We start from the raw sequence: 16,688 nt of genomic DNA on the forward strand, positions 1-16,688 counted from the left end.
GTATAATAATATGTAATTAAAAATTAAAATTTATCTAAAAGATAGCTATCTTTTAAATTATTAAACTCATCCAGCTGGATGAGTTTTTTGTTTGTCTGAAAAAAGCCAGCCCCTTATCGATTTTAGGAGGCTGGATTTTTTATCTAGATTTTAATATGCAATTGATTTAATAATAATCATTTCTAAAGCAGTGTTCTGATCTGGATAATAACCTGTTAAAAAGTGATAATTGGCTCTCAAGATCTCTTCTAATATATTTTCCAGCTCTTTTTGAGTGAAATTTCTGCTCCGCTGCATTGCTTTTTTTACAGGGTAGGGATGTTTATTTATCTTCTTAGCTATTTTGCGATTATCATGAGTATATTGACTGTAAAATTTAACCTGCATTAAAAGCTCAATTTGATTTTTGAGCATTGTTAGTAAATAAAGTGGATAAACTCCCTTATTCAGCATTTCTTTTAAAGTCAAAAGAGCCTGGTCAGTTTTTTTGTCCCCTATCAGATCTAAAAAATTAAATATTTCTTCATCTTCTAAAAATTTTTCTCTGCTAATTATATTTTTTAAATCATAGTAAGAAATCTTCTCTTTATCCGGATAGCGAGTGACAATCTTTTCTATCTCACTATTTAATATTTCCAGCTTATTGCTGAACATGTTTTCCAGCATTTTTACACTCTGGCTGTCAATTTTTTTATTATACTTTTTAAAGCGCTCCTTAATCCACCTGTCCAGATCACGATAGCGGGGAGTTTCAAATTCCTGATATTCAGCAATTTTTTTTAAAGTCAGATAGAATTTTTTTCTTTTATCTACCTTATTTGCTGTTAAAAATATAAGGCTGGTGCTCTGATTTAAATTTTGAAAGATTTTCAACAGCCTCTGTTTTTCTTCCTTTTTTAGAGAGTCATCCTCACTAAAATGAGAAATAACAAATCTCTTTTCTGCTCCCATTGGTGGAGTCTGAACAGCATTAGATAGTCTTTTTAAATAATCATCACCAGGGTTAACATAAGAAAGATTAAAATCCCTTATAGCTTCGGGTACAAATTTATCTATAAATTTTTCTTTAAATTTATTTCTTAAATATGAGTTTTCTGCATAAATATAATATAATTTTTTTGCTTTCTGCTCATTTTTTATAAATCCTTCTAAATCCATTTACTTCCACCTCAATAATTATAAACTAGTTAGTCTGTTAATATAGTTTAACATATTTTAGGCAGCCTCTCCAGTCAATTAGTTTTAATCAGCCTAACTTTTTATCTAAAAGTATCAAGATAAATTTTCTGACCATCAGAAATAACCTTAATCATTCCTCTCTGATCTGTCCGCAGATATTTTATATTTAAATTATCAAATCTATTGATAACTTCTCTAGAAGGGTGGCCAAAATTATTTCTGCCAACAGAGATTACTGCCAGCTTCGGTTTTATTTCCTCCAGTAAGAATTTACTGCTTGAAGTTTTGCTGCCGTGATGGCCAGCTTTAAGAATGTCTATTTTAGGTAAATTATAGTTTTTGACTATCATTTCTTCTCCTGCTGCAGATAAATCACCGGTAAACAAGAAATTTCTATTTTGATGTCTTAATAAAAAAACTAATGAGTTATCGTTTCTATCTTCACTTAATTTATTTAAATCAGGATTCAGCACTTTAACCTGGCAGCCAGAAATTTCAAAAGCCATTCCAGCAGTCAAAAAATTAATTTGACTTTCTTTTTTACTGCCTGCTGCCAGCTGAGTATGCAGAGCTGTTGGTTCTTTATAGGGAGGAATTAAAATTGTTTTAATCTCTTTTCGCTGAAGCAGATGGGGGATTCCACCAGCATGATCTGCATCAAAATGACTGATCATTAAATAATCGATTGTTTTAATTCCTAGATAGTTTAGATAGGATATAATGCTGTATTCAACATTCCTGCCTTCACTCCCTGGTGGACCTGTATCAATCAGCATATTTTCTCCATTTGGGAATTGAATAAAAATTCCATCACCCTGACCAACAGCCAGATAATCAATTTCTAAATTTTCAGAGCCTGGACTCAGAAAAAATGAGCTGATTATTAAAATTAGTAAACCGGGAACAATCCACTGCCAGATTTTAAAATTTTTAGCTTTAAGATAAATATATCTTTTTTGATAAATATAGGGTAAACTAAATAAAAGTAGATAGTATAAAATAACCATAAATAATTCTGGCTGGGCAATAACCAGAGTATCCCCCTGAATTGAAACCATTAATTTCAGTCCTTTAAATAAAATTTCCAGACCCAGTTCAGCTAATAAAGCCGCTGGCAGGATGAAATTTAAACTTAATAAAGAAAGTAAAATCAAAATTAATATAAAGGGCAGCAAAACTGTAATTAAAGGGATAGCCCAGAGATTTGTAATTAAAGCAATAAATGAATATTCATTAAAATAATAGCCAGTTATGGCCAGTGAAGCTATTTGAGCCGAAAAAGAAACAGCAAAATAAACTGAAAAAAATTTATTAAATAACGGAGTAAGATAAAATAATGCAAGTACAAGAAGATAGGACAGCTGCAGTGAAACGGTAAATAAGGTTAGAGGGTCTAAGATAAGATTAATAATCAGTGTTAAGGAAATAATATTTAAAAAATCTCCTTCTCTCTCAAACTGATCTGACCATAGAAATAATAAGGCTAATAAGGCTGCTCTAATGATTGAAACCGCTGCCCCAACCAGAATTATATAAAGAAAAGTTAAAAAGCTGAGCAGACAGAGAGCTGTTTTTTTATTAGCACAGATTTTAAATAAAACAAAGGAAAAACTTAAAATTAAAATTCCCATATGCAGACCCGAGATAGCAAGAAGATGACTGGCACCTGCATTTCTGAGTAGTGACTGCTGCTCATAACTTAGATATTCTCTTTCCCCCAGTAAAATTGCTTTAATAAAAGCAGCTTTATCCTCAGAAAACAGCTGATTTATATTATCTAAAAGAGTTTTTTTGAATTTAATGATTGGATTCATTAAAGATTCATTTTCTTTAATTAAAATGATCTTATGGGGCTTCCACCCCTGTAAATATACACCTTTCTTTTTTAAATATTCAAGATGGGAAAATCCTCCCGGATTTAAAGCTGAGGCAGGTTTGCTTAAATCCATTTCTAAACTTACTAAATCACCATCATTAAAAGTTTTTAACTGCTTAGAAGCCACAATTACTTTTCCATATTTAATCTTTTTTCCGTTTATAGAGTGGAGCTTAAGTAAAACCTGATCTCCTTCCAGATCCCCCACATCAAATTTGATTTCAGCCAGCACCTGACATAAACCATTTTCTGCAAAATTAATACAGGAATAACTGCTGTAATATTTGTATTCCTGATAAGCATAAAGAATACTCCCCAGGATAAGAAAAAAGATTGTGAGCCAGATATAAACTGATTTCTTGCTTTTTTTAAAATTGAAAACTGTAAAATATGATAAATAAATTATCTCAGCTAAAATTATCAATTTTAAAATTTTAAGCTGATTATAATTAAGCAAATAATAACTGCCTAAAATTCCAGTGATTAAAGACAAGGCTAGGTATAAGGCTGGTCTTCTCTGAATTTTCACTGTAAAACAATCTCATTTCTGATATTTTCCAGTGTTTTTTCTCCAATACCACTTATTTTTAATAAATCTTCTTTGCTGGAAAAGTAACTATTTTCATCTCTATATTTAATAATTGCTGCTGCCTTAGAGGGTCCAATTCCACTCAGTTCTTCTAGCTGACTCTGACTGGCCTGATTGATATTAATTAATGAACTATGCTTAGAGTTCGAATAATTGCCAATCACTATTTCTTCAGTACTTTCAATGTTTGAATTACCAATTTTTTTGAACTCATTATTTTTCGATTTATCTGCTACTATTAATTTTTGTCCATCGAATAATTTTTCAGCTAAATTTAACTTGGTTAAATCAGCGTTTTCTGTGAGTCCACCAGCAGCTTTAATCAAATCAACAAGTCTGTCATTTTTATCTAATTTATAAACTCCAGCATTTTTAACAGCTCCCGCAAGATGAACTACTATGCTTTTATCTGCTGGCTCAGTAGAAGCATTTTGCGGAAAACTTCCTGTTTCTAAAACCTGCAAATTGTTTTTTGAATCCAGCTCAGTAACTTTCTCTCCCTCCTGAGTATAATACCCAAATACCAATAATAAGGCTGCTAAGAAAACAAAGATTAGTTTTTTATTTCTGTACATATTTACACCTCCTAAATTCTTATTCTAGATAAAATTTAGATTTCCTGTAATTTTTTTACATTTTTATTAAAAAAATATAGCAGCTGCAGCTGCTATGGATTAAATCTTGCTTAGATGATCTTTTATTTTTTTGATTATCAAGTCATTGGCTATTTCATTTAAACCACCATGAGGAATAATAATATCAGCCTGATATTTGCTTGGTTCTACAAACTTTTGATGCATTGGCTTTACAGTTCTCAAATACTGATTTTTAACAGATTCAAATGTCCTATCTCTTTCCTTGATATCCCTACTGATTCTTCTCAGTAATCTGATATCAGCATCTGTGTCTACATATATTTTTAAATCAAAAAGATCTTTTAATTCCTCATAATGAAAGATCAAAATTCCCTCTACAATAATTATTGGTGCCGGTTTAACTTCTTTTTTTTGTTCCAGTCTCTCATTTGTTTTATAAGAATAAACCGGTCTTTCTATAGACCTGCCAGACTTTAATTCCCGCAGCTGTTTTACCAGCAGATCTGTTTCAAAAGAATCAGGATGATCAAAATTTATTTTATGATCAGCAACCTTAAAGTGACTGCGGTCATAGTAGTAATAATCATGTTTTAAAATCGTTACTTTATCCTGAAAAGAATCTTTTAAAATTCTGGCAAGTGTAGTTTTTCCAGAAGCAGTTCCTCCTGCTATTCCAATTAAAAGTGAACTCATTCAGTTAACTCCTTTATAGATTTTATTTGTTTTCTTTCTACTTTTCCCAAAAATAATTTCTAAATAAAATTTAATATTCAGCCTAATTTTTAATATCAGCCAGGCATTTACTGCAGATATAAGAATTTTTATATTCCTTTAGTTCTGATTCAGCCCCACAAAAAATACAGCTCTGCTCAGAATAAGGATAATCTGGTCCTGCATCACTTTTACCATAAATTCTTTTTCTTAATTCCCTGATCATTTCAGCCTCAGCTTTTATTATTTTTTCTTCATTTTCTTTATTCATTAGAATTGCTTCCCCCTGTTTGAATAAATAACTTCTCTGCAATATCTATCAGTAAATCTTTTTTTAACTGCCCGGGCAGCAAATTACTGGTTTTAATAAAAGCTGGCAGTTTTTTGGCAAGACTTTTATCCTGTTTCTGATAGTTTGCCCGGACAGATTTTAATAATTCTTCAAAGCTGTATATTTTATATCTATCTATATTTAAAGAAGCAGCCAGTTCCTCCAATAATCTGATTACAATAACCGTATAACTGGACTGATAATCAATTTCCAGTAAATTTACCAGCTTAGGAATTAAATTTTCAAAAAATGAACGAAGATAGGGCTCCTCTGCCAGTGATAACTGCTTTAAAAGTTTCTTAATAATTTCTCTATCAAGGCTCAATAAATAATCAATAAAATAACTTTCATTTTCTTTAATATTTAAATAATACTTGTCTCCAGCTAATTCTTTAAAATATCTTAAGGTATCATAATAACCCATCTTAATATTTTTACGAGCATTTTGCTGATCAAAGTTTAACATTCTTCCAAGTTCCTGACTGGGATTAATAAATATCAATTCTTTATCTTCATCAGTCTTTTTTTCTATATCTCCCAGACCATAAGTTCTAATTGCAATTAATTTTTTATAGCCCTTGTTTTGAAGAGTCTTTATTGGTAGATTTTCGTAAAAGCCACCATCTAATAGAATTTTACCATCAATCCGCTGCATTTTAAATGCAGGCAGATAAGAACTGGCCATTATATAATCAACAACCTTACCTTCAGGAATATCCTCCAAAAATAATTCAAGAGGTTTTAAATCACTCAAAGAAAGGGTAACTATCGCAAAGTCAATTTTTGATTTTCTTAAGCTTGCTTCATCTATATTTTCCTCTAAAATATTCCGTAAAAATGAATTGTCCAGACCTCTATTTTGAAATACCTCTCTGGCTTTGCTGATGAAATATGACAAATTATTTTGGTTAATACTTAAATTTAAAAACTCAGATAAATATTTATCTTCTATATCCAAAACTTTAGAAGTGGATATATTATACCAGTAATCATAGGCAATATCTAACTTATCCTGAACGAACATAGCACCATTTATTGCACCAATAGAGGTGCCGGCAACTGCTTCAATTTCAATATTTAATTCTTTTAGAGCTTTTAGAGCACCAATATGATAGGCACCTTTAGCTCCCCCGCCTTCGAGCACCAGTCCATACATCCAAATCCCCTCTTTGCCTATATTTAGTAATATATAAAAATAATAGAAAAAATTATGCTTAAATAAAAATAAACTACAGTCCCCCGACTGCAGTCAACTGGCGGGAATGTGTGGGAATCGAACCCACCACAGACAGGTCCGCCTGCCTGCCATTAGATTTGAAGTCTACGATGTCCACCATGGACACAGCCACTCCCAGATATTTTCTTCTATAATTTTAACATGATATTTCCAGTTATTCAAGCAGTTATCTTAAAAGAGAGCTGCAATTTCAGCAGGATTTTCTATCAGCTATAAATTTTTACCAGGATAGCGGAGATCCCCTCTGCGAAGAGTAAGCTGAAGTTGGTCACATTTTTCTAAGAGTACTAGAGCATAACGGCGGCTGCTGTTAATTAAATCTCTAAACTCTGCCAGCTCAATACTTTCATTTTCTCTAAAATATTTTCTTAATAATTTTTGCAGTTTTGAAAAAATATCTTTATCAAAATACAGTTCCTGATCCAGACGAACTAATTCAGAATTATCTTCAAGATAATTTATTACAGCCTCCAGATCTTCATTCTCTGCTAACAGTTCCTTTCTAGTGGGAGGAGAAAAATAATTGTTGTTAGTTTTGTCCAAAATAAATTGTTTTTGCTTTTTTTCTTTTTCTGTCAGCTGGACACTAAAATTTGAAGCAGCAATTAAAGAATCTTTTTCCTGAAGAAGCTTATCGGTAGTCAATATTTCTAATACTTGATCCAATTCCTTTTTAGTTAAATCAAAATCCAAACGCGAGCGAATTTCTTCCCTGGTAATTCCAGCTTCAAGTCTGTGCTGCTGATGATAATCATTTACAATTTCTTTTATATCTTTTTCTACTTTCTTGAAATTATCTGTGTGGATAAAACTGCTGTCATTTTTAAGTTCAAAAATCTTATTTTCCTCTTTTAAATCTGAAAGTAATTCTAAGATTTTTTCGATTTTTAGGGCAGTCTTTTTCTTTAATTGAATAAGTTCAGCCGCTGATCCAGTCTTATTTTTTATAAATAATTCCAGAGCAGTTTTAAGATCTGCTTCTTCTAATAAATTAAGATGAGCAATTAATTTTTCTGGATTAATTTTTCTTCTTGGGGGTGGATCAATTTCCAAAATCTCACCGCCACCTATAGTATCAAGTGGAGAAAAACGTCTGATCACAAATTTCTGTCTATAATAAGGTGATATTTTATGATCAAGTTTTATTTTAATAAAGATTTCATCTCCTGGAAAAGCTACCTGCTCCCCATAAAGGTTAATAGTTCCCATCACTTCTGTAGTCCCGGTGTGAAAATGAATTCTATCCCCATTTTCAATTTTAAAATTTATTGAGTTAAGAACTTTAAGTTTGGCTTCCAAAAAATTAGTGCTGATCAAAGAATCAGCCGTTGAGATAACATCACCCCGCTTAATTTCATTTTTATCAGGATAATTGAGATTAATTCCAACTCTGCTGCCAGAACTAACCTTTTTTAATTTTTTTTGATGACTTTCCATACTTTTAATTTTTAATTTTTTTGCTGAAGGATATAATTCTAATTCCTGACCTTCAAAAAGCTCTCCTTTAAAGAGAGTTCCTGTAACAACTGTTCCCTGCCCTTTTAAAGAAAAAACTCTATCAATCGGATAGTAGGGTATTTCAGAATTTGAGCTCACTTTAGTATTAGAAGCCAGTTCAATAATTTTTGTTTTTAACTCTGCAATTCCTTCACCATTAACTGCAGATACAGTAATCATTTCAGCATTTTCTGCAAAGGTGTTTTCAAACTGATCCAGGATATCAAGTTTCACCAGCTCCAGCCACTCATAGTCTACCAGATCTTTTTTGCTGATAACAATTATAGCTTTTTCAGCTCCCATCAGTTCTAAAATAGAAAGATGTTCTTTTGTCTGAGGCATCACCCCTTCATCAGCTGCTACTACAATTAAAGCCAGGTCAATACCACCGGCCGCTGCAAGCATTTTATTAACAAACTTTTGGTGCCCCGGAACATCAACTATGCCAAGATTTAAATTCAGTAAATCTGTTTCCTCATTCTGCAGATGAGTAAAACCAAGTTCAATAGAAATTCCTCTTTCTTTTTCTTCAAGCAGGCGGTCAGTATCTTCTCCAGTTAGAGCTTTAATCAGAGTTGTTTTTCCGTGATCAATATGACCTGCCGTACCCACGATTATATTATTATCCAATTAAAACACCTCCGCCAGTACTTGATTTATTGAGTCTGCCAGCAGCTCAATTTCTTCATCTTTTACTGTTTTTAAATCAAAAATAGCTTTATCAGCCTGAATTCTTGCAATTACTGGAGTTTCAAACTTTCTCAGCTCTGAAATAAATGCTTCTGTACTTTTCTGTTCTAAGCTGAGCTTGAGTCCGTAACTGTCAAATTTATTTAAAGGGTATGCTCCACCACCAATTTTAGCTGCTGTTTTTATCAATTCAACTTTGAAAGCATCTTTTTTATTGATTTTAGACTCTAATTTTAAAGCTCTTTTCTTTACCACTTCACTGCTTTCTGTTATTAAATTTAAAGTTGGAATTCTTTTTACTGCCTTCTCAAAGTCATAATAAAGCTTGAGCGTTTCTTCCAGGGCAGCCAGAGTCATTTTGTCAACACGCAGTGCCCGCATCAAAGGGTGAGTTTCAATTTGACTGATATACTGCTCCTTACCGGCAATAATTCCAGCCTGTGGCCCACCAAGCAGCTTATCACCACTAAAGGTCAGCACATCTATCCCGGCTTCAATTTTTTCTTTTACAGTTGGTTCATAGGGAAGTCCATAGTCACTTAAGTCGAATAAAATTCCACTGCCCAGATCTTCTATCAGTGGAAGCTGGTGACTGTGAGCTGTTTCTGCTAATTCCTTTGAGCTGACAGTATGAGTAAAACCCTGCACCCTGTAATTACTTGTATGTACCTTGATTAGAGCCCCGGTGTTTTCGTTAATGGCATTTACGTAATCTGCACTATAAACTCTGTTGGTTGAGCCAACTTCTTGTAAAAGAGCCCCACTATTTTCCATTACCTCAGGAATTCTAAAGGACCCTCCAATTTCAACCATTTCTCCCCGCGCAATTATTACTTCCTTCCTCTGTACCAGAGCTGTTAAAACAAGCATTACCGCTGCTGCATTATTATTAACAACTACAGCTGATTCGGCACCAGTTAAGTCTTTCAACAGCTCTTTAACCTTATTATATCTATATCCTCTTTCACCTTTTTCTAGATCAAATTCCAGTGTCGAATAATTTTCTGCAATTTCCAAAACTTTTTTTAAAGCTTCTGCTGCTAAATTTGATCTGCCGAGATTGGTATGAACTATTACCCCGGAAGCATTAATAACTTTTTTTAACCCTGCTTCAGATTTTATTTTTAATTTTTTTTCAATGTTGTTTATTATATATTTGACATTTAGATGATTTAAATTAAAATTATCCACTTCAAAATCCGAACTAAGAATTTCACTGCGGATATTATCCAGTTCTTTTCTCAATAATTGTAAAAATTTATCTCTGCTATATTCATCTATTATTTCTTCTGCCTCCGGAGCAGCCAAAAAATCATTAACAGCCGGGATAGATTTTAAAAGCTCTTTTTTCTGCATATAAATACCCCCAAAATTTGTGATTACTATTTATAATAATTCTTTCAAAATAGGCTAATCCCTTTAAATAATTAAAAAACAGGAAACCCACTCTGCTCGCAAACAGAGTGGGTTTCTAGCTTCTCCATTCTTAAATAATACTTAATTATTTAAAATGAAGTTTGTCGAGGGAATTTCGACAAATTTTATTTAATTGTTTTTACCCAGAGCCCACGCTCATAACCTTTGCTGTGATCTGTTTCCAGACAGTTAAAACCAAGCCCCTGATAAAAGCAGATTAATTTTTCATTTTCTAAAGAAGAATACAGCTGAAGATAATGTGCATTTAACTCCTTTAATTTGTCCACTGCCTGCTGAAAAAGCATCGTTCCCAGCCCCTGATTCTGATAGACAGGTGAAACTGCAAAACGCTTGAGCAGATATCTTTTCTCACTAATTTCTTCCAGTCTGAGTGAGGCAATTATCTCATCACCATTAGTAAGAACCAGAACAATATTATTATTTAAATCTGCTTTTACAGCTTCCAGTTCTTCTCTTAAAGCAGAATTAATAACCTTTTCTCCATCATTTTCTTTATTTTTTTTCTTTGCGTAGTCTGCAAAAGCCCGCTGCATTAAAATATGAATTGCTTCTGCATCAGCTAAAACGCCCTCTCTGCATTTATAATTGCTTTTTTTACTTACTGCTGTCATCAATTAAATCACCCCTATAATGTAGCTGTCATGACAGCTTTAATGGTATGCATCCTATTTTCAGCCTGATCAAAAACTTTAGAGTATTTACTTTCAAAAACCTCATCTGTGACTTCCATTTCTTCCAACCCGTATTCTTCAAATATTTTCTTGCCATTTTCAGTTTCTGTATTATGATAGGCAGGAAGACAGTGTAAAAATATTACATTGGGGTTTTCTGTCAGTTCAATCATCTTCATATTAACCTGATAGGGAGTTAAAAGTTCAATTCTTTTTTCAAATTCTGATTCTTCTCCCATTGAAACCCAGACATCTGTATAGATTGCATCTGCTCCCTTAACTCCTGTTTTTATATCAGCTGTTAATTCTATTTTGGCTCCCGACTCAGCTGCTAACTCTCTGCATTCTTCTACCAGTTCTGGCTCCGGCCACAGTTCTTTAGGAGCAGCTATAGTATAATTAACACCCATGATTGCTGAACCTACCATCAGAGAGTTTGCCATGTTATTGCGTCCATCACCTGTATAAACAAGATTTAGCCCTTCTAATTTACCAAAGTTTTCTTTAAGAGTTAAAAAGTCGGCTAAGATTTGAGTTGGATGATAAAGATCGGTTAACCCATTCCAGACGGGAACTCCTGCATATTCTCCTAAAATTTCAACTGTTTCGTGTTCATAACCTCTAAACTCAATTCCATCAAACATTCTTCCTAAAACTCTGGCTGTATCGGCTACCGTTTCTTTTTTTCCAAGCTGAATATCATTTTTGCCAAGATATTCGGGCATTCCACCTTCATCTTTTGCCGCAACCGCAAAAGCACATCTGGTTCTAGTAGAAGGTTTTTCAAAAATCAAGGCAATATTTTTTCCTGCCAGACTATTCCCACTGATTCCCGCCCGCTTTTTAGATTTTAAGTCCTCAGATAAAGTTATTAAATAGTTGATTTCTTCTTTTGAAAAGTCTTTAAGTGTTAATAAATTTCTTCCCTTTAAATTATAAGCCATAATTATCTCCTCCTTGAATTCTCGCTGGCCTCAAAATATTCTTCCCTGCTGACTAACTTCATTTACTTTAATAATTTAAATTACTAAAATTTAATCTTAAAAAAACTGCTCTAATGCTCAAAAAACTTATATAAACTAAAAAAACCCCGCACTCTTATTTAAAAGAGACGAGGAATTACCCGTGTTGCCACTCTAGTTGCCAGTAAACTGACCACTCTAAAACTTAACGCGTCATACGTCTCTACCTATTAGCTTCAGTAGAGCTCCTCCTGAGTGCGCTTCAAAATATTTTGTTGGCGGACTTTCAGCTACTCCACCTTGCTTTAAAACAAAATTATTTTTACTCTCTCATTCACTGGATTTGTTATTTTATCATAAAACTTATTTTTTATTATTATATAGCCGAGCTGCTAAAAATGCAAGTTTTTTAAAAAAGTAAAAATATTCTGATAACATCTAAACATCAATTAATTTCCAATTTCCTTTTTTAAATCTATAAAATACATAGCTTCCTCTAACAGTCCAGTCGATCACCATTGCTGTCCAGGCGCCAAGCAGACCAAGGCCCAGAGGATGAACTAGGACATATCCTAAAAGCAGACGGAAAATCCAGGTTGAGATAGCTGTAGAGTAAAAAACTGCTTTTGTATCTCCGGCTCCCCTCAGAGCACCGGAAAAAATAAAGTGAGTTCCCATTGGAATTTGTGCCAGAGCAATAATTCTTAAATTCAAAGCAGCTTTTGAAATTATTTCCGGGTCTGCTGTATATAATCTAATTAATTGTTCCGGTAAAATTAAAAAAACTACTGCCATAAAGCCCATAATCATTGAACCTATTTTCCAGGCTTCGAATGTTCCTTTTTCAGCTCCAGTTGGATTTTTTGCTCCCAGATTTTGGCCAACTATGGTTGTTGCTGCAACTGCAATTCCAAAACCAGGCATATAAGAAATTGATTCCGCATTTAAAGAAATCTGATGAGCAGCAAAAGAAGTAGTACCCAGAGATGCGATAACTCTGACAAATAAAAGCTGAGCCAGTCTTCTTACTGATTCTTCCATTGCTGTCGGTAAACCAATCCGTAAAACTCTTTTTGTTAGTTCAAGATCAAAACTAAAAAATCCTTTTAATTTCATTTTTAAAACACTAAAATCAGAAAAAGTTAAGGCCAGTAAAATAATTCCTCCGGTTGATCTGGCAAGAGTTGTTGCCAGAGCGGCTCCATTTACTCCCAGTCTGGGAAAACCAAAATTACCAAAAATAAAAAGATAATTACCTAAAATATTTAAGATATTTACCAGGATATTAACCTTCATTGGTGTTTTGGTTTCTCCAGCGCCTCTTAATGCCGCAGTAACTATAAAAGCCAGAACCATAAAAACAAAACCAGGGGTCATAACTCTAAGATAACCAGAACCGAGTCTGATAACCTCTGCCTCTCCTCCCATTAAAGTCAATAAAACAGGAGCAAAAATATAAAAAATAGCAGCAAAAACCACTGAAAAAATAATGGACAGCAGTACTGACTGCTGCAGGACTGAAGCTGCTTTTTTGTTCTCATCTGAACCTACAAATCTAGAAACCAAAGCTGTAGTTCCGACTCCGAGGGCTGAAGCTAAAGCTGTCGAAAAAAATACAGGCTGCATGGTTAAACCAATTGCAGCCACAGCAGAAGCTCCCAGCCTACCGACCATCATCATGTCAACAATATGAGTGATTGTTGCCAGAGACTGTTCGGCAATTACCGGCCAGGCAAGCTTAAATATTACTTTTTTGGTTGAACTATCTTCGTTAATTAATGCTTTATTATCTGCTGCCACCTGATCACCTTCAGTTTATATCTAATTAATTATCATAATAAAATCCGTTATGGGTTACAACTCTTGTTATTTCCGGGTGAAAATAACTTTTTGAACCTGCTTTTTTATCAAAAATTCTCAGTAAAGCAAATGATAATAAAAAGCCAAGTCCAGAGCCAATAATTCCGGCTATTTCTGCACTACTGATAAAAGAACTAAACCAACTGCTGCCGGCAAAATAACCGGCTATAATAGCGACTAATGGAAGTAGATAAACTACAAAAGCAGAAAACAAAATAGGTCTGGCTCCCATTTCGAGTTCGACCATACTACCCACTTCTGCTCCAATAGGATCATTAACTAAAACTTCCATCTCCTCTACCTCATGTGAGTCATCTGCCAGCATACATTTTTCGTCACAGTGACTACAGGCAGAAGTTCTTATAATTTGAACAAGGCTCTGACCATTTTTCTTTTTTATCACTCTTGCTCTTTCTTTCATTAAAAACCACTCTTTCTTCAATTAATTATTTTACTTTAATCTAATCATCTAAACTCCAGGTTGATTTTTTTCACTTAACCCAGCTATATTTTAACAAAAACCAGATCTAAAATAAAGAGCATTTATTACATTCACTGCACTTTTTAAATAAATAGCTGTTACAGCGGGGACATTTAATTGATTTAAATTCTTTCATCTGATAACCGCAGTTTGGACAGACAATTTTCTTAGCTTCATCATTTTTGGGCTTTAAGTTTAGATCACAATTATCCATCCTAACCTCCTTAAAAGTTTAAATCACTTTTTAAGACCAGCTTTTAAAAAATTAAAAGGTTAACCAGACCACCTGTTATAAAGGCAGTAATCCAGCTTCCAAACCAGATATAAACTGCTTCTTTAAAGTTTCTCTCTTTAACCATAATCATCATTGCTGCAATACAGGGAACAAAAAGAGTTAAGGTGATTAAAGCAACAGTTATCTGAGCTGGACTTAAGGCAATAGCAGTTAAACCTGCTGCTCCAAAATCACGCCGAATTATTCCCATCACAAATGCAGTTGCTGCTTCAGCAGGCAGACCCAGCCAGTTAACAGTTACCGGTTCCGCTGCCCTGGTGATTAAGGCCAGCAGGCCTGTAGCTTCCATAACTGTAATTAAAGCTGCCCCAAGCACAAAAATTGGGCCTGCTTCTTTAACAAAAGCTACTGTCTGCTGATAAGTTTTACTCAAAACATTTTTTAAATCAGGCAGTCTAATTGGTGGTAAATCAATCAATAAGTCACTTGATTCTCCAGGTAGAACCTTATTTAAAAAAGTACCGGCCAGAACATAAACCGCAAAAATTGCCAGCACATAAACAATTACATAAAAAAGGTCTAGTTGAGCTATCAAACCTGCAATTACTCCCAACTGAGCTGAACAGGGAATTGCCAGTCCCAAAAGAAAAATAGCAATAATTCTTTCTCTTTTTGTACCCAGCAGACGGGTTGTAATAGTAGCCATAGTAACACAGCCAAAGCCCAGCAGCATCGGTATAATTGCCCTACCATTTAAACCTATTTTCTGCAGCATTCGATCCATTAAAACTGCAATCCTGGGTAGATAACCCGAATCTTCCAAAATTGAAAGTAGAAAATAAAATCCGGCCACAAGTGGCAGAAGTAGTCCGAAAATATAAGTTACTGCCATAGTTAAAATACCGTATTCTCCGGCTAAAAGCTCGCCAATAAAATTATCTAAACCAATGGTACTGCTGATTATTCCCCGCATAAATGGTTCATATCTTTCAACAAAAATCATTTCTTCTGTAATTCCAACTACAGTTTGAGCAACAAAAACACCTATAAATTGATAAATTAAATAAAGTAAAACTAAAAGCAGGGGAACAGCTGTCACTGGTTTTAACATATAGGCTCCGATTTTACGGGCTAACTGACCACTTTCCTGATCATAACTTAGAACCTCAGCTGTAATTTGATCAACCCGCTGACGGCGCGCTGTATATATTTCCTCTCTATAATCTGAAATTGAAGCCAGACTATCATACTGGCAGCGAATATTCTCATCTTCTTCTAAAAGCATTAGAGTATCGGCAGTATTTGCCGTTTTTTTATTTAACTCTCTAAATTCTTCTTTGATATTTTTAAAGGCCTGAGCATGATTTTCAGCCTGACCATTATTAAAAATACTATTTCCTTTTCTAGCTTTATCAACAGCGTGTTTGACCTTGTCTAAACCTCTATTCTTGGCGGCAGTTGTTGGAATAACAGGAACTCCAAGTTCTGCCTCTAAAGCATCAATATCTATTGAAATATTATTTTTTTCTACTTCGTCCATCATATTAAGAGCAACAATCATTTTTTTATCCATATCCAGCAGCTGCTGAGTTAAAAATAAATCTCGCTCTAAGTGACTGGCATCAACAACATTAATTATAATATCTGCAGACATAATAAAATCCCTGGCTACTCTCTCCTCATCATTTATGGAACCAACTCCATAAACTCCTGGAGTATCAAAAACAACAGCATCACCCATTTTGCCACTGCTGATATCAAGGGTAGTCCCGGGATAATTTGAAACACTGACATAAATTCCTGTCAGGTAATTGAAAAAAATAGATTTCCCAACATTAGGATTTCCAGCCAGCACAATTTTTTTATCAGCCTGCAGTTCCTGGTCAATTTCAATTTGACTGCAGTCGTTCAATTAAACCATTCCTTTTTTCTTAACGCTAATTTTTTCGGCAGTTCTTCTGCCAATTGCAATTTCCTGTAGATTTTTCTTTAAAATAACAGGTCCACCTGGCATTGAGCCAGCACACTCAATTTCAGATCCTTCACTGATACCAAAGCGAAGTGCCTGTAAACGAGTTTGTTTATCATCAATTTTATCTATAATAAATTTATGACCATTTTTCATGTCAACTAATGTCATTAATTATTACCTCCTGCTGCTCTGATTAGTCTTTTAAATTTCATTTATAATAAAATTATTATTATAAGCAAATTACTTTACTTAACTTTATTATACTGAAAACGATTTTCAAAGTCAACATATTTACTGAAATAAAACTTTTATCTTTCCTTTATTAACAACGATTATTAATTGCTTTATAATTTAGTATTATAAC

General features: G+C 33.7%; 15 protein-coding genes, 1 tRNA gene and 1 other annotated feature. All 16 genes read right to left on the bottom strand.

What is annotated here, in order from left to right:
* Window positions 1–150: 150 nt before the first annotated feature.
* Window positions 151–1,158 (bottom strand): DNA polymerase III subunit delta, encoded by a 1,008-nt coding sequence (gene holA / locus CI949_RS08530; RefSeq protein WP_133530330.1) that lies wholly within the window; start codon window positions 1,156–1,158, stop codon window positions 151–153.
* A 101-nt stretch (window positions 1,159–1,259) separates the two neighbouring features.
* Entirely contained in the window at window positions 1,260–3,512 is a 2,253-nt protein-coding gene (locus CI949_RS08535) for a DNA internalization-related competence protein ComEC/Rec2 (protein WP_290765217.1), read from the bottom strand.
* A gap of 68 nt (window positions 3,513–3,580) precedes the next feature.
* On the bottom strand, window positions 3,581–4,219 hold the full coding sequence (locus CI949_RS08540) for a helix-hairpin-helix domain-containing protein (RefSeq protein WP_290765220.1): 639 nt from the start codon (window positions 4,217–4,219) through the stop codon (window positions 3,581–3,583).
* Window positions 4,220–4,318: 99 nt separating this feature from the next.
* Complete coding sequence (udk, locus tag CI949_RS08545) at window positions 4,319–4,933, bottom strand: uridine kinase (protein ID WP_108138650.1); 615 nt, start codon at window positions 4,931–4,933, stop codon at window positions 4,319–4,321.
* Between the two features lie 82 nt (window positions 4,934–5,015).
* The gene (locus tag CI949_RS08550; protein WP_290765223.1) at window positions 5,016–5,222 is read right to left on the bottom strand and encodes a hypothetical protein; all 207 of its coding nucleotides are present in this window, start codon (window positions 5,220–5,222) and stop codon (window positions 5,016–5,018) included.
* On the bottom strand, window positions 5,215–6,438 hold the full coding sequence (locus CI949_RS08555) for a patatin-like phospholipase family protein (RefSeq protein ID WP_108138654.1): 1,224 nt from the start codon (window positions 6,436–6,438) through the stop codon (window positions 5,215–5,217). The genes CI949_RS08550 and CI949_RS08555 overlap by 8 nt, the downstream gene beginning before the upstream one ends.
* Window positions 6,439–6,536: 98 nt before the next feature.
* Window positions 6,537–6,635, bottom strand: a tRNA-Sec gene (locus CI949_RS08560).
* Window positions 6,636–6,729: 94 nt separating this feature from the next.
* Window positions 6,730–8,646 carry a selenocysteine-specific translation elongation factor gene (gene selB, locus CI949_RS08565; RefSeq protein ID WP_290765227.1) on the bottom strand — a complete coding sequence of 639 codons (1,917 nt, stop codon included), beginning with the start codon at window positions 8,644–8,646 and terminating at the stop codon, window positions 6,730–6,732.
* The gene (gene selA, locus CI949_RS08570; RefSeq protein ID WP_290765230.1) at window positions 8,647–10,062 is read right to left on the bottom strand and encodes an L-seryl-tRNA(Sec) selenium transferase; all 1,416 of its coding nucleotides are present in this window, start codon (window positions 10,060–10,062) and stop codon (window positions 8,647–8,649) included.
* A gap of 185 nt (window positions 10,063–10,247) precedes the next feature.
* Window positions 10,248–10,754, bottom strand: coding sequence for a GNAT family N-acetyltransferase (locus CI949_RS08575; protein ID WP_258222414.1), 507 nt, complete (start codon window positions 10,752–10,754; stop codon window positions 10,248–10,250).
* A gap of 14 nt (window positions 10,755–10,768) precedes the next feature.
* A complete protein-coding gene (gene argF / locus CI949_RS08580; RefSeq protein ID WP_108138662.1) occupies window positions 10,769–11,758 on the bottom strand; it encodes an ornithine carbamoyltransferase in 990 nt (329 codons plus the stop codon).
* Between the two features lie 160 nt (window positions 11,759–11,918).
* Window positions 11,919–12,123 (bottom strand) — a binding site (T-box leader).
* Between the two features lie 91 nt (window positions 12,124–12,214).
* The gene (locus tag CI949_RS08585) at window positions 12,215–13,576 is read right to left on the bottom strand and encodes an MATE family efflux transporter (protein WP_108138663.1); all 1,362 of its coding nucleotides are present in this window, start codon (window positions 13,574–13,576) and stop codon (window positions 12,215–12,217) included.
* A gap of 25 nt (window positions 13,577–13,601) precedes the next feature.
* Window positions 13,602–14,057, bottom strand: coding sequence for a SoxR reducing system RseC family protein (locus CI949_RS08590; protein ID WP_108138665.1), 456 nt, complete (start codon window positions 14,055–14,057; stop codon window positions 13,602–13,604).
* A 106-nt stretch (window positions 14,058–14,163) separates the two neighbouring features.
* On the bottom strand, window positions 14,164–14,331 hold the full coding sequence (locus CI949_RS08595; protein ID WP_290765239.1) for a hypothetical protein: 168 nt from the start codon (window positions 14,329–14,331) through the stop codon (window positions 14,164–14,166).
* Between the two features lie 43 nt (window positions 14,332–14,374).
* Window positions 14,375–16,264, bottom strand: a complete 1,890-nt coding sequence (feoB, locus tag CI949_RS08600; protein WP_290765242.1) for a ferrous iron transport protein B — start codon at window positions 16,262–16,264, stop codon at window positions 14,375–14,377.
* Window positions 16,265–16,492 carry a ferrous iron transport protein A gene (locus CI949_RS08605; RefSeq protein ID WP_108138669.1) on the bottom strand — a complete coding sequence of 76 codons (228 nt, stop codon included), beginning with the start codon at window positions 16,490–16,492 and terminating at the stop codon, window positions 16,265–16,267.
* Window positions 16,493–16,688: the final 196 nt, after the last annotated feature.

The sequence above is a fragment of the Halanaerobium sp. genome (assembly GCF_003070835.1).